Annotated in this window: 11 protein-coding genes; 4 read left to right on the forward strand and 7 right to left on the reverse strand. The window is 67.9% G+C overall.

The genetic code is table 11. The features are described from left to right. Positions 1-9 precede the first annotated feature (9 nt). Positions 10-3,159 carry an efflux RND transporter permease subunit gene (locus D893_RS08875; RefSeq protein WP_110619623.1) on the forward strand — a complete coding sequence of 1,050 codons (3,150 nt, stop codon included), beginning with the start codon at positions 10-12 and terminating at the stop codon, positions 3,157-3,159. A 48-nt stretch (positions 3,160-3,207) separates the two neighbouring features. Here D893_RS08875 and D893_RS08880 read toward each other — a convergent pair whose 3' ends face one another. The 4 genes from D893_RS08880 to D893_RS08895 are packed head-to-tail and all read right to left on the reverse strand — an operon-like array spanning position 3,208 to position 7,316. Then, positions 3,208-4,047 carry a ScpA family protein gene (locus tag D893_RS08880; RefSeq protein ID WP_018945874.1) on the reverse strand — a complete coding sequence of 280 codons (840 nt, stop codon included), beginning with the start codon at positions 4,045-4,047 and terminating at the stop codon, positions 3,208-3,210. A 5-nt stretch (positions 4,048-4,052) separates the two neighbouring features. After that, positions 4,053-5,273, reverse strand: coding sequence for a tryptophan--tRNA ligase (locus D893_RS08885; RefSeq protein WP_018945873.1), 1,221 nt, complete (start codon positions 5,271-5,273; stop codon positions 4,053-4,055). A 49-nt stretch (positions 5,274-5,322) separates the two neighbouring features. Further along, on the reverse strand, positions 5,323-6,693 hold the full coding sequence (locus D893_RS08890) for a DUF945 family protein (RefSeq protein ID WP_110619598.1): 1,371 nt from the start codon (positions 6,691-6,693) through the stop codon (positions 5,323-5,325). Between the two features lie 2 nt (positions 6,694-6,695). Continuing rightward, positions 6,696-7,316 carry an L-threonylcarbamoyladenylate synthase gene (locus D893_RS08895; protein WP_110619599.1) on the reverse strand — a complete coding sequence of 207 codons (621 nt, stop codon included), beginning with the start codon at positions 7,314-7,316 and terminating at the stop codon, positions 6,696-6,698. A gap of 114 nt (positions 7,317-7,430) precedes the next feature. Here D893_RS08895 and D893_RS08900 point away from each other — a divergent pair, with 114 nt between their 5' ends. After that, complete coding sequence (locus D893_RS08900; RefSeq protein WP_018945870.1) at positions 7,431-7,727, forward strand: YciI family protein; 297 nt, start codon at positions 7,431-7,433, stop codon at positions 7,725-7,727. Next, entirely contained in the window at positions 7,728-8,606 is an 879-nt protein-coding gene (locus D893_RS08905; RefSeq protein WP_110619600.1) for a peptidylprolyl isomerase, read from the forward strand. It abuts the gene before it with no gap. 48 nt (positions 8,607-8,654) lie between these two features. Here D893_RS08905 and thrC read toward each other — a convergent pair whose 3' ends face one another. The 3 genes from thrC to alaC form a co-directional block, all read right to left on the reverse strand. Beyond that, on the reverse strand, positions 8,655-9,797 hold the full coding sequence (gene thrC / locus D893_RS08910) for a threonine synthase (RefSeq protein ID WP_018869600.1): 1,143 nt from the start codon (positions 9,795-9,797) through the stop codon (positions 8,655-8,657). A 37-nt stretch (positions 9,798-9,834) separates the two neighbouring features. Further along, positions 9,835-11,142 (reverse strand): homoserine dehydrogenase, encoded by a 1,308-nt coding sequence (locus tag D893_RS08915; RefSeq protein ID WP_018945867.1) that lies wholly within the window; start codon positions 11,140-11,142, stop codon positions 9,835-9,837. Between the two features lie 63 nt (positions 11,143-11,205). Next, complete coding sequence (gene alaC / locus D893_RS08920) at positions 11,206-12,408, reverse strand: alanine transaminase (protein ID WP_018945866.1); 1,203 nt, start codon at positions 12,406-12,408, stop codon at positions 11,206-11,208. Between the two features lie 530 nt (positions 12,409-12,938). Between alaC and D893_RS08925 the strand changes: the two genes are divergently transcribed. After that, the gene (locus D893_RS08925) at positions 12,939-13,319 is read left to right on the forward strand and encodes a hypothetical protein (RefSeq protein WP_018945865.1); all 381 of its coding nucleotides are present in this window, start codon (positions 12,939-12,941) and stop codon (positions 13,317-13,319) included. The last annotated feature ends 36 nt before the right edge of the window (positions 13,320-13,355 follow it).

Raw genomic sequence — 13,355 nt, forward strand, 5'->3', positions numbered from 1 at the left:
AGCGCACCCATGCCGGGCGGCGCCCCGGCCGGGGGCGATGCGGAGGGCGCGGCCGGTCGCGGTCCGATCCGGCTGTTCCTGGAACACCGGCTGGCCGCCAACCTGCTGATCGCGCTGATGCTGCTGGCGGGCGCCTATGCCCTGAACCAGCTGAACTCGCAGTTCTTCCCCGATTTTGATCTCGACATCATCACGGTCCAGGTCGTGTGGTCGGGCGCTGCCGCCGAAGACGTGGAACAGTCGATTACCGACCCGCTGGAGCAGGACCTGCGCACGGTCGACGACCTGCGCGAAATGACCTCCACCTCCGCGCTGGGGGTGGCGACCATCACCCTGGAGTTCGAACCCGGCGCGGACATGTCGCATGCGCTGGAACAGGTCAACGACCGGGTCGATCAGCAGCGCAACCTGCCGGCGGATGCCGAGACCCCGATCGTCAATCAGGTGATCAACTACGAACCGGTCTCGCGCCTGCTGATCACCGGCCCCGACGACCCGGAACAGCTGCGGACCCTGGCCCGGCAGTACGAACGCGAGCTGCTGGACGCCGGCATCGCGCGGGTCGAATTCACCGGCCTCACGGAAGACGAGATGGCCATCCAGGTGCCGGCCTTCAATCTCTACCGCCTGGACATGACCCTGGCCGACATCGGCGCCGCGATCGCCGGCATGAGCCGCGACATGCCCGCCGGCTCGGTCGGACGCGACGACACCGCCCGACAGCTGCGCAGCCTGGAGCAGGCACGCGACATCGTGTCCTTCGAGCGCCTGGTGCTGCAGGGCGACCCCGAACGCGGTCGGGTGCTGCTGGGCGACATCGCCGACATCGACCTGCGCCCCCGGGACGGCGAGGTGCGTGTCCGCTCGCAGGGTACGCGGGCCATCGAGATGCAGCTGATGCGCAGCGAGACCGGCGACGCCCTGGAATCCGCGCGCATCCTCGAACAGTGGCTGGAGCGCACCCGGCCCGCCCTGCCCCCGGGTGTCGAGCTGCAGGAAACCGATGCGTTCTGGGAGCTGCTGTCCGAGCGCATCACCCTGCTGCTGAAAAACGGTGCCGGGGGACTCCTGCTGGTGCTCGGGATCCTGTTCCTGTTCCTGAACCGCCACATCGCCCTGCGCGTCGCCCTCGGCATCCCGATCGCCTTCACCGCCGCATTCGTGGTGTTGTGGCTGGTGGATGGCTCGATCAACATGATGTCGCTGTTCGGCTTCATCATGTCGCTGGGGATCATCGTCGACAACGCCATCGTCGTCTCCGAGCACGCCTACAGCCTGCATCAGAGGGGCCTGTCGGCCAGTCGGGCGGCACGTCAGGGTGCTCAGCGCATGGTCGGTCCGGTCGTCGCCGCGTCACTGACCACCGTCGCGGCCTTCATGCCACTGATGCTGATCGGCGGGATCATCGGCAACATCCTGTTCGACATCCCGCTGGTGGTGATCTGCGTGATCGTGGCCACCCTGCTGATCGCGTTCCTGATCCTTCCGGCCCATCTCAAGGGCGTGATGGATCGCCTCGAGGAACCGCCGGCCGGCAGCCTGCGGGCGCGCTTCGACCGGGGGTTCGAGAACCTGCGCAACGGCCCGTTCCGCCGTGCCGTCACGCACGCCGTGGACCACTCCGGGGTCACCCTCGCCCTGGCGGTGGGGGCGGTGATCCTGGCCATCGGCCTGGCGGCATCCGGACGCATCGGCTTCACCTTCTTCCCCTCGCCCGAGGGCACGGTCGTCAACGCGGGCGTGAACTTCGTGGCCGGCACCCCGCCGGAACGGGTCGAAGAGTTCCTCATCCACGTCGAACAGGCGCTGGAGGAAACCGACGAGGAACTCGGCGGCGGCCTGGTGCGTGCCTCGGTGACCCGGCTCGGACGCGGCATCGACCCCGGCGACGGCAACGCCCCGCAGGGCGACCAGTTCGGCAACATCCAGGTCGAGCTGATCTCGCCGGAGGCCCGCGAGGTGCGCAACCGGGCGTTCATCCAGGCATGGCGGGACAACGTCCGCGAGGCCCCCGGCATCGAGACCTTTTCTATTGACGAGCGTCAGGCCGGCCCGCCCGGGCGCGATCTCGAAGTGCGTCTGACCGGCGATGACCCGCATATCCTCAAGGACGCGGCACTGGACGTGGCCGATCTGTTCGACGAGTTCCCGGGCACCTTCGCCACCCAGGACGACACCCCGTTCGGCCGCGAGCAGCTGACCTTCCGCATCCTGCCGGAAGGCCGCGCCCTCGGACTGACCACGGAGCAGATCGGCGCGCAGCTGCGCGACGCCTACGACGGCCATCTGGCGCAGATCTATCAGGATGGCCTGGAGGAGGTCGAGGTACGCGTGCGTCTGCCCGACGACGAACGCCACGCGACGGAAAGCCTGGACCGCCTGCAGATCCGCCTGCCGGACGGCGAGCTGACCCCGCTGGAGAACGTGGCGGAACTCGCATCCCGTCCCGGCTTCGAGACCCTGCGGCATGCCGATACCCGCCTCGCGATCGAGGTATCCACCGAAGTCGACCGCTCGGTGAACAATGCCGCGCGCATCCGCGCCGCGCTGGAAGACGGTCCGCTGGACGCGGTCGCCGAGCGCCACGGGGTGGACTGGTCCTTCGAGGGCCGCGCGGCGGATCAGGAGGAGACGTTTGCCGACATGCGCACGGGCCTGGTGCTGGCGCTGGGCCTGATGTACATCATCCTCGCCTGGGTCTTCGCCTCCTGGGGCTGGCCGCTGATCGTGATGGCCATCATCCCGTTCGGGATCCTCGGTGCCCTGCTGGGCCACTGGATCCTCGGGGTGGAGCTGACCGTGCTGTCGATGTTCGGCCTGTTCGGCCTGACCGGGATCGTGGTCAACAACTCCATCATCCTGGTCAGCTTCTACCAGGGATTGCGGGAGAGCGGTCTGGCCCTGCGCGAGGCGATCATCGAGGCCTCCTGCCAGCGCCTGCGCGCGGTCATCCTGACCTCGGTCACCACCATCGCGGGCCTCACCCCGCTGCTGTTCGAGCGCTCGGTGCAGGCGCAGTTCCTGATCCCGATGGCGATCTCGATCGTGTTTGGGCTGGCAGTGGCCACGGTGCTGGTACTGTTCGTGATCCCGGCGCTGCTGCGCCTGTACGAGGGGGCATTCGATCGCGGCGCCACGTCCACCCACCACGCGAGCTGACCGCAGCCCCGCGGAAGGGGGGGCACGGGGCGGCGGGGCGCGTCGGGGTCAGGCGTCGCCGCCGCGCCGACGCAGGCGGATGGGGGCGTAGGGTTCGCTCTGCCCCCACTCCACCAGCCCCGCCTTGGCCAGCTCGAGGATGGCGAGGAACGACACCACCACGCCCTGGCGGCCCTCGGCCCGTTCCAGCAGGCCGACGAAGTCGGTGAAGGTCTCGCTGTCCAGCTCGTGCAGCAGCCGGGTCATGCGCTCGCGCACCGACAGCTGTTCGGTCGCCACGTGGTGGTGGGCGTTCAGGCTGGCACGCCGCATCACCCCGGCGAGCGCATCCATCAGGGCATCCAGCGACGGCGCCGGGGGCGGCGGGCCTTCCAGTGCGTCGGTCGCGGCGCCGGCGGCGAAGAAATCCCGCTCCATGCGCGGCAGTGCGTCCAGGCGTTCGGCCGCGGTCTTGAACTGCTCGTATTCCTGCAGCTGCCGAATCAGGGCCATGCGCGGATCACCGGCGTCTTCCTCGCCCGACTCCGCCGGGCGTGGCAGCAGCATGCGCGACTTGATCTCGGCCAGCAGTGCCGCCATCACCAGGTATTCGCCCGCCAGCTCCAGGCGCAGGGCACGCATCACCTCGATGTAGGCCATGTACTGGCGCGTGATCTCGGCGATGGGGATCGCCAGGATGTCGAGGTTCTGCCGGCGGATCAGGTACAGCAGCAGGTCCAGTGGCCCCTCGAAGGAATCGAGGAACACTTCCAGTGCATCCGGAGGGATGTACAGGTCCTCGGGCAGCTCCGCGACCGGTTCGCCGTGAACACGCCAGACGTGCTCGCCCTCCCCGGCGGCGGCCGGATCAACGGGGTCGACGGTGGCGTCTTCGGCATGTTCGCTCACCGGTTCTACCGCAGGTAGTCCAGCCCCATCGCGCGGCGGACCTCCTCCAGGGTCTCGCGCGCCTCTTCGCGGGCGGCCTCCGAGCCCTCGACCATGATCGAGCGCACCAGCCCGGGATCACTGGCGTATTCGCGGGCGCGCTGCTGAATCGGTTCCAGTTCCTCCTGGATGGCCGCGATCAGGGGCTTCTTGCAGTCCAGACAGCCGATCCCGGCGGTGGTGCAGCCCTCGTAGAGCTCGCCCCGCTTTTCCTCGCCGGTGTAGACCTGATGCAGCTCCCACACCGGGCATTTTTCCGGCGTCCCCGGATCGGTGCGGCGCACCCGCGCCGGATCGGTGGGCATGGTCCGGATCTGGCTCTCCACCTCCTGCGGCTCGGACCGCAGGCTAATGGTGTTGCCATAGCTCTTGGACATCTTGCGCCCGTCCAGCCCGGGCATCTTCGCGGTGGGCGTCAGCTTCGGATGCGGCTCGGGCAGGATGATCTTGCCCCCGCCCTCGAGGTAGCCGAACAGCCGCTCGCGGTCTTTCAGCGAGATGTTCTGCTGGGATTCCAGCATCGCCCGGGCGACCTCCAGGGCCTCGTCCTCGCCCTGCTCCTGGAAGCGCTTGCGCAGATCGCGGTAGCGTTTGGCTGCCTTCTTGCCCATCTTGTCCACGGCCTGCTCGGCCTTTTCGGCAAACCCGGGTTCGCGCCCGTACAGATGGTTGAAGCGCCGCGCCAGCTCGCGCGTGACCTCCAGGTGCGAGACCTGGTCCTCGCCCACCGGCACCATGCCGGCGCGATAGGCCAGCACGTCGGCGCTCTGCAGCACCGGATAGCCGAGGAAACCGTAGGTCGCCAGGTCCTTCTCGCGCAGCTGTTCCTGCTGGTCCTTCCACGTCGGCACCCGCTCCAGCCAGCCCAGCGGGGTGATCATGGACAGCAGCAGATGCAGCTCGGCATGTTCCGGCACGCGCGACTGCACGAACAGGGTGGCCGATCCCGGACTCACCCCCGCGGCCAGCCAGTCGATCACCATCTCGGTCACGTATTGCTGCAGGTCGCCCGGGTCCTCGTAGTGCGTGGTCAGCGCATGCCAGTCGGCAACGAAGAAAAAGCACTCGTAGTTGTGCTGCAGCTCGATCCAGTTCTTCAGGACCCCGTGATAATGCCCGAGGTGCAGGCGCCCGGTGGGCCGCATCCCCGAGATGACACGCTGGTTCGTCCCCTGATTGGTGGTCACGGTCGCGATCCTTCCTGATGGTTGACTGATGAGACTGAGGTGGTCGGTGTCAGAACATGCCGCCGGCGGCGGCGAACAGCAGGCCCAGGGCGCTGGCCGTACGATCCCGGTCGTTGACGTGGATGCGGCCGTCCCGCATCGCCAGAGTCCCGCTCAGGATCTCGCCGTCCCGTTCCAGCCAGGCATCCGCCTCGGCCGCGGCCAGAACCCGATTGAACGGTTGCGGGTCGGCCAGCCCGACCAGCGACTCGGGCCATTGCAGCCCGACCGCGGCCTGCATGTCCAGCGCGATCGCTTCCACCGGGCGCATGCGGAAGCCGTCGGGCGTCCCGGAAAAGACCAGGTTGCCCTCCAGCTCCAGCCGACGCTCCGGCTCGTCGTTCATGATCGCCCCGAGCGTCACCGCCGGGCTGCGCTCCAGCGACTGGCTCACGGCATCGATCATCGCGGCATGGGTGAGATCGCGGCGTTGCTCGGCCTCCTGGCGCCGGTGCGCCGGGTCACGCAGGGTTCCGGCGAGCTGCTCCACGGCTGCGCGGTCCCAGCGCTCCAGCCCCAGCTGCAGATCCATCGGCCCGCTGTGGCGCACGACACGCTGGGTGCCCCGCGTCACGGTCATCCGGTCGATTTCCAGGCGCGCACGGGAGTCCAGCCGGTCTCCATGGGTGCTCTGGAACGCGTTGATCCGGGCACGTTCCAGAAGCAGACTGCCCTCGCATCCCGGCCCCATCCATTCCATCCGGTCGGCCGCCACGCCGCCTTCATAATCCGGAAGCACGCCATAGGCCCCGTCGGCGTCCGGTTCCAGCGCAAGGACCTGCCGCAGACCTTCGAACACCAGGGTCCCGTCCGCGTGGTCGAGTCGCAGACGCGGGATGGACAGACTCGCCATCGCCTGCTCCTCCGACCACGCGAACTGGCCCAACGCCTCCTCGAATTCCAGCCACAGGGGGCTCTCCGACTCCCGGTCTTCCGCCACGGCGGACCACTGCGCAATATCCAGCCGCGTTCCCTGCACCTGCACGCGCGTCGTCACGCCGCCTCCGAGGCCACTCCGACTTTCCGCTTCCGGTTCCAGCCGCTGCAGCACGGCAGCCAGCGCGGCATGGTCAGCCAGGGCATCGTCGAGGGCCGCGTGATCCAGCCGGGTCTCGACCCTCGCTCCGAGAACCCCGTGCCGAACTTCATGCCGCAAGGGGATCTCGTAGGTCGTCGTACCATCCCTGACGTGCAACGTTCCCTCGGACCGCGCCTCACGATAGCTCCGCTCGTAGATTCCGGGTTCGTGGCGCAGTTCCAGGCCGCCCGCCCGCAGGTCCATCTCGGCGCTGAGGGTGTCTTCCACTTGCCCCCCGACGTACCAGGGCCAGAGTGCGGCCACGGCCAGCAGCACCAGGACCAGGATGATCCATTTACGCATGACTATTCATCCAGGAAGGCCGCGTCGCCAAGCCCGTGACGTACCACTTCGACTCCTTCGCCGGACAGGTCCAGCACCGTCGTCGCCTCCAGTGTCCCCGCCCCGCCGTCGATGATGGCATCCACGGCGTGCCCCAGCCGTTCCTCGATCTCCCAGACCTCGGTCAGCGGGGTGTCGTCCCCCGGCAGCTGCAGGGTGGCGGACATCAACGGCGTACCGAGTTCCGCCAGCAGCGCGGACACGATGGGGCTGTCCGGCACCCGCAGTCCGATCGTCCGGCGCCTGGGATGCTGCAGCCGCCGCGGGACTTCGCGGGTGGCGGGGAGAATGAAGGTGTAGGGCCCCGGAGTCCGGTTCTTCATCAGCCGAAAGGCACTGTTGTCCACCTTGGCGTACACCCCCAGTTCGGACAGGTCACGGCACAGCAGGGTGAGATGATGGGTCTCGTCCACCTCGCGGATGCGGCGGATGCGATCGGCGCCGGTCTTGTCACCGGGCAGGCACGCGAGCGCATAACAGGCATCGGTGGGCACGGCGATCACCGCACCTTCCTGCAGCCGGTCGCAGACCTGGCGGATCAGCCGTGGCTGGGGATTCTCGGGGTGGATCGCGAACGTACTCATGGGGGAACCGCAGATCGGACAAAGCGCGCAGTGTAGCGCAACTGTGACCCGACCATCACGCCGCACCCGCCCGTGACGTTACAATGTCCGCCTGTCCCCCGACACGGAATGCCGATGCTCTACATGATCCAGGGCCACGATGCCCCCGATTCGCTGGACGCCCGCCTGGCGGCGCGTCCGGAACACCTGGAACGCCTGCAGGCCCTGCGCGATACCGGACGCCTGGTGCTGGCCGGGCCGTGCCCCGCGATCGACAGCCCCGATCCGGGGCCGGCCGGCTTCAGCGCCAGCCTGATCGTCGCCGAATTCCCGTCTCTGGAAGCGGCCCGCGAATGGGCCGATGCCGATCCTTATGTCCGGGCCGGGGTGTATGCCTCGGTGGATGTCCGCCCCTTCAAGCAGGTGTTCTGAATGGCCGCATCAACGTTTCCACTGCCCGCACCCCGCGGCCTGCTCGCGGCCGCCATCCTGGTCGCCGTTACCTCACTCGCCGCCTGCGGCGACGGCCCCCGGGATGACGAACGCAATGGCCACGAAACCGGTGCCGCCACCACCACCGAAGACGCCGAAATCCTCGCACGCATCGATGGCGAACCGATCACCCGGGCCGATGTTTTTACCTATTCCGGCCTGGACGACGACCCCGGGCTGGCCGGCGATGATGGCGTGATCGACGAACTGATCAGCCTGCGGCTGCTGCGTCAGGAAGCCGAGCGGCGTGGCCTGCACGAGGAAGAAGAAACGCGCCGGATCCTCGAGATGGTCCGCACCAACTTCCTCGCCTCCGAGATGATGGAGCGCCTGACGGCCGAGCTGGAACTCACCGACGACGACCTGCGCGCCGAATACGAGCGGCAGGTGGAGCAGATGGCCGCCGAGGAGTACCGCGCCCGCCACATCCTGGTCGAGAGCGAGGAGACCGCCCGGGACCTGCTGGCCGAACTCGAGGACGGGGCGTCGTTTGCCGAGCTGGCCGAAACGCATTCAACCGACCCCGGCTCCGCCCAACGCGGAGGTGACCTGGGCTGGTTCGAAGCCGGCCGCATGGTGCTGGCCTTCAGCGATGCCGTGCAGCGCCTGGAACCCGGCGAGACGACGACGGATCCGGTGGAAAGCCGCTTCGGCTGGCACCTGATCCGGCTGGAAGAGACGCGTCCGGTCGACCCGCCGCCCATGGAAGACGTGCGGGCCGAACTGATCGAGATCCTGGAAAGCCGCGCGATTCAGGAAGAGATCGAACGCCTGCGCGAAGCCGCCCGGATCGAGATCCCCGAACGCCCGGCGAACTGACCCTGCCCGCGGGGCCGGAACCGGTCCCGCGGCTTCAGGTGAACGGTTTCAGGCGAGGTTGTCGCGGATCGCCTGCGACACGGCGTCCAGCTCCGCGGGCACCCGCGTCGGCTGGACCACGCTCTGACTGATCGCGGTGTCCGGGTCCTTGAGGCCGTTGCCGGTGAGCGTGCAGACCACGGTGGACCCCGCCGGGATTCGCCCCGAGCGAATGTCGCGCAGGGCGCCGGCCAGCGAGGCAGCGGAGGCCGGTTCGCAGAACACCCCCTCCTTCTCCGCCAGCAGTTTCTGCGCGGCCAGGATCTCGTCGTCCGCGCATTCGTCGAACCAGCCACCGGATTCCTCACGCACCTTCCACGCCATGTCCCAGGACTGCGGGTGACCGATGCGGATCGCGGTCGCGACCGTGTCGGGATCGTCCACCATGGCCCCGCGCATGAACGGCGCCGAACCCGAGGCCTGATAGCCCACCATGTGCGGCCGGTTCCCGACCATGCCGCCGCCGGCATACTTGCAGTGCCCCTGGCAGTAGGCGCAGGCGTCGGTCACGTCCTCGCTGCTGCGGGCGGCCATTTCGCTGTAGCCGATCCAGTGCGCGGTGATGTTGCCGGCATTGCCCACCGGCAGGCAGTGATAATCCGGTGCCCGGCCCAGCTCCTCGATGATCTCGAACGCCGCGGTCTTCTGGCCCTGCAGACGGTACGGATTGACCGAATTGACCAGGGTCACCGGCGTGTTCGAGGCGACTTCCTTGACCAGGCGCATGCCATCGTCGAAATTCCCGGCGATCTGGATCACCGTTGCCCCGTGCATCATCGCCTGGGCCAGCTTGCCCATCGCGATCTTGCCGTCCGGGATCACCACGAACGCGGTGATCCCCGCGCGGGCGGCATACGCCGCGGCGGCGGCCGAGGTGTTGCCGGTAGAGGCGCAGACGATCGCCCGCGAACCCTCTTCCACGGCGCGGGTGACGGCCATGGTCATGCCCCGGTCCTTGAACGAACCGGTGGGGTTCAGGCCCTCGTACTTGACGTAGATCTCCACCTCGCTGTCCAGCTCGCGCGGGATGTTGTTGAGGCGGATCAGCGGCGTGGCGCCCTCGCCGAGGGAGATCACGCGGGTGTCGTCGTGGACCGGAAGGCGATCGCGGTAACGGTCGATCAGGCCGGTGTAGCGGTGTCCGTGGGCCATGCGGATTCTCGTGTCGTGGATCGGATCAGTCGATTGTTCAGAGCGCTTCCATGCGGATGCGCGTGATCGGCGTCAGCAGGTGCGGCAGTGCCTCCACCGCGGTGATGGCCTCGTTCATCGCACCTTCCCGCACCGCGTGCGTCAGCATGATGATAGTGGCCTCGCCGCGCTGCGGATCGGGTTCGCGCTGCAGAATGGCCTCGATGCTGATGCCGTGCTCGCCGAGGATGCGGGTGATATCGGCCAGCACGCCCGGCCGGTCCTGGGTACGCAGGCGCAGGTAGAACGAGGTGTGTACGTCTTCCATCGCCAGCACCGGGTGATCCGACAGCGCATCCGGCTGGAACGCCAGATGCGGCACGCGGTTCTCGGGATCGGTGGTCAGGGCGCGCACCACGTCGACCAGATCGGCCACCACCGCCGAGGCCGTGGCCTCGGCCCCGGCGCCAGCGCCGTAGTACAGCGTCGGGCCGACCGCGTCGCCCTGCACCAGCACCGCGTTCATCACCCCGTCGACATTGGCGATCAGCCGGCGTTCCGGAATCAGGGTCGGATGCACGCGCAGCTCGTAGCCGTTGTCCATGCGCCGGGCGATGCCAAGGTGCTTGATGCGATAGCCCAGCTCGGCGGCGAAGCTCACGTCCTCGCGGGTGATCCCGCTGATGCCCTCGACCGCCACGCGATCGAACTGCAGCGGGATGCCGAAGGCGATGGAGGCCAGGATCGCCAGCTTGTGGGCCGCATCGATGCCCTCCACGTCGAAGGTCGGATCGGCCTCGGCGTAACCCAGCGACTGAGCCTCCGCCAGCACGTCCTCGAAGTCACGACCCTTGTCGCGCATCTCGGTCAGGATGAAGTTGCCGGTCCCGTTGATGATCCCGGCCAGCCACTCGATACGGTTGCCCGCCAGCCCCTCGCGGATCGCCTTGATGATCGGGATGCCACCGGCCACCGCCGCCTCGAAGGCCACCATCACGCCGCGCGCATGGGCCCGCTCGAAGATCTCGTTGCCGTACAGCGCGATCATCGCCTTGTTCGCGGTCACCACGTGCTTGCCGGCATCGATCGCCCGCAGGACCAGATCACGCGCGGTTTCGGTACCGCCCATGAGCTCGACAACCACCTCGACTTCGGGATCGTCAACCACCACGCCAGGGTCGGTGGTCAGGCGGATTCCGGAAGTGTCGCAGTCGCGCTCGCGCTCGATGTCACGGGCTGCCGCGGCCACGACCTCGATCCCGCGTCCGGCGCGCCCGGCGATGTCGGTGCCGTTGCGGGCCAGCACGTTCACCGTGCCACAGCCCACGGTACCCAGTCCGAGAATTCCGATCTTTACCGGCGTCATATGATCCTGTTTCCCTGATCGTCCGGATGCACCGCATCCGGGTTTTGGTCTTCGAATGCCTGGTTACGCGGAGGCATCGGCGAGGACGGAATCCGCCCGGAACATCGCCTTGATCCCCCGCAGGGCCTGGCGCGTGCGCTGCTCGTTCTCGATCAGGGAGAAGCGCACGTGGTCATCCCCGTAGGAGCCGAAGCCGATCCCGGGCGAGACCGCCACCTTGGCGTCGCGCAGCAGCTTCTTGGCGAACTCCAGCGACCCCATCTCGCGATAGGGCTCGGGGATCGGCACCCAGACGAACATGGTCGCCTTCGGCTTTTCCACTGCCCAGCCCAGCTTGTTCAGGCCGTCGCAGAGCACGTCGCGGCGCACGCGATAGGTCTCGCGGATCTCCTCGACACAGTCCTGCGGGCCTTCCAGCGCGGAGATCGCCGCCACCTGAATGGGCGTGAAGGTGCCGTAGTCGAGATACGACTTGATCCGCGCCAGGGCGGCCACCAGCGTGGGGTTGCCGCACATGAAACCGACCCGCCAGCCGGGCATATTGTAGGTCTTGGACAGGGTATAGAACTCCACCGCGATGTCCTTGGCGCCCGGCACTTCGAGGATCGAGGGGGCCCGATAGCCGTCGAACGCGATCTCGGCGTAGGCCAGGTCGTGCACGATCCAGATCCCGTGCTCGCGGCAGATCTCCACCACCCGTTCAAAGAACTCCAGATCCACGCACTGCGTGGTCGGGTTCCCCGGGAAATTCAGGATCAGCATCTTCGGCTTGGGCCAGGAATCGCGGATCGCCCGCTCCAGCTCGGCGAAGAAATCGACGTCCGGCGTCAGCGGCACGTGGCGCACGTCGGCGCCGGCGATCACGCAGCCATAGGGGTGGATGGGATACGCCGGGTTCGGCACCAGTACCGCATCCCCCGGCCCCAGGGTGGCCAGCGCAAGATGCGCCAGGCCTTCCTTGGAGCCGATGGTGACGATCGCCTCGGTTTCCGGATCGAGTTCTACATCGAAACGATCCTGATACCAGCGGGTGACGGCACGCCGCAGCCGCGGGATCCCGCGCGACACCGAATAACGGTGGGTGTCGCCGCGCTGTACCGCCTCGGTCAGCTTGTCGACGATGTGTTTCGGCGTCGGCTGGTCCGGGTTGCCCATGCCGAAGTCGATGATGTCCTCGCCGCGAGCTCGTGCCTCGGCCTTCAACTCGTTCACGATGTTGAAGACGTAGGGGGGCAGTCGCTCGATGCGGGGAAAGACGTCGGTCACGGGTCGATTCCTGATTGGGCCCGGGATTACCGGGCGTAGGCTTTGCGGCGCTGGCGACCGGCGCGATCAGGATACGCGCACCCTGATCCGGCGCGCGCCGGGAAACAGGTCAAACTATAACCCGCATCGGAACCTGTCAACGCACACCGCCGCAAGGCTTGTTTCGCCACCCGCGCTTTCGCTATGATTCGCGCCCGTTCGTGGCCGGGTGCCACGAGCGCATGTTGAGCCATACGAGGTATGACGACACCCATGGACAGTTGCAGTTGCCGATGCACGAAGGCCGCCGGCGCGGCGGATGACGTGTATCCAGCTGTCCGTCGGACCCGGACCCGCCGCCTCCTCGTCTGAACGAGGCCCCGGAACCCGGTCCGTCGTGACGTGGATACACGCCGGATACGGGTTCCCGCACATCCCGGTAGCGACCGGGTCGTGCCTGCCCCACCGCCCGCTCCCCGATCGGGGACCTCCGGACGGCCTTCGCATCGTGTGTTTTTCCGTTTCACCGAACCGATGCGAGGAGACCGAACATGACCGAACTGGCAATGGATACCGTGCAGGATTTCCACACCGGCGCCGAATTCCGCGGTGAAAGCGCCGTACCCGGGGTGCACTGGGCCGACATGCGCCCCGACCCCGCCGTAGCCGGCATCCAGGGCGCACTGGAGGCCGGCCAGCTGGCCGCCGCGCGCATGCGCTTTCTCAACCTCACCGAGCGGGCCCAGGCCGACGTTCTCGGAGCGCTGGATCCGCATTCCGTGGCGCGCCTCGCCGACCGCCTGCCCAGCCACGGGCTGGCGCGTGCCTGCGAGCAGCTGCCGGCCGGCGTACGCCGGGAGGTGCTCGACGCCCTGCCCGCCGGCAAACGCCACGGGGTCGGGGTAATCCTGGATCATCGCGCCCGGCTGTGAAGCCAGGCCGCTGGTCCCGGCGAGGCCCGCTCCTGC

Origin of the sequence: Thioalkalivibrio sp. ALE21, from assembly GCF_003208255.1 — a bacterium.
GTDB lineage: Bacteria > Pseudomonadota > Gammaproteobacteria > Ectothiorhodospirales > Ectothiorhodospiraceae > Thioalkalivibrio > Thioalkalivibrio halophilus.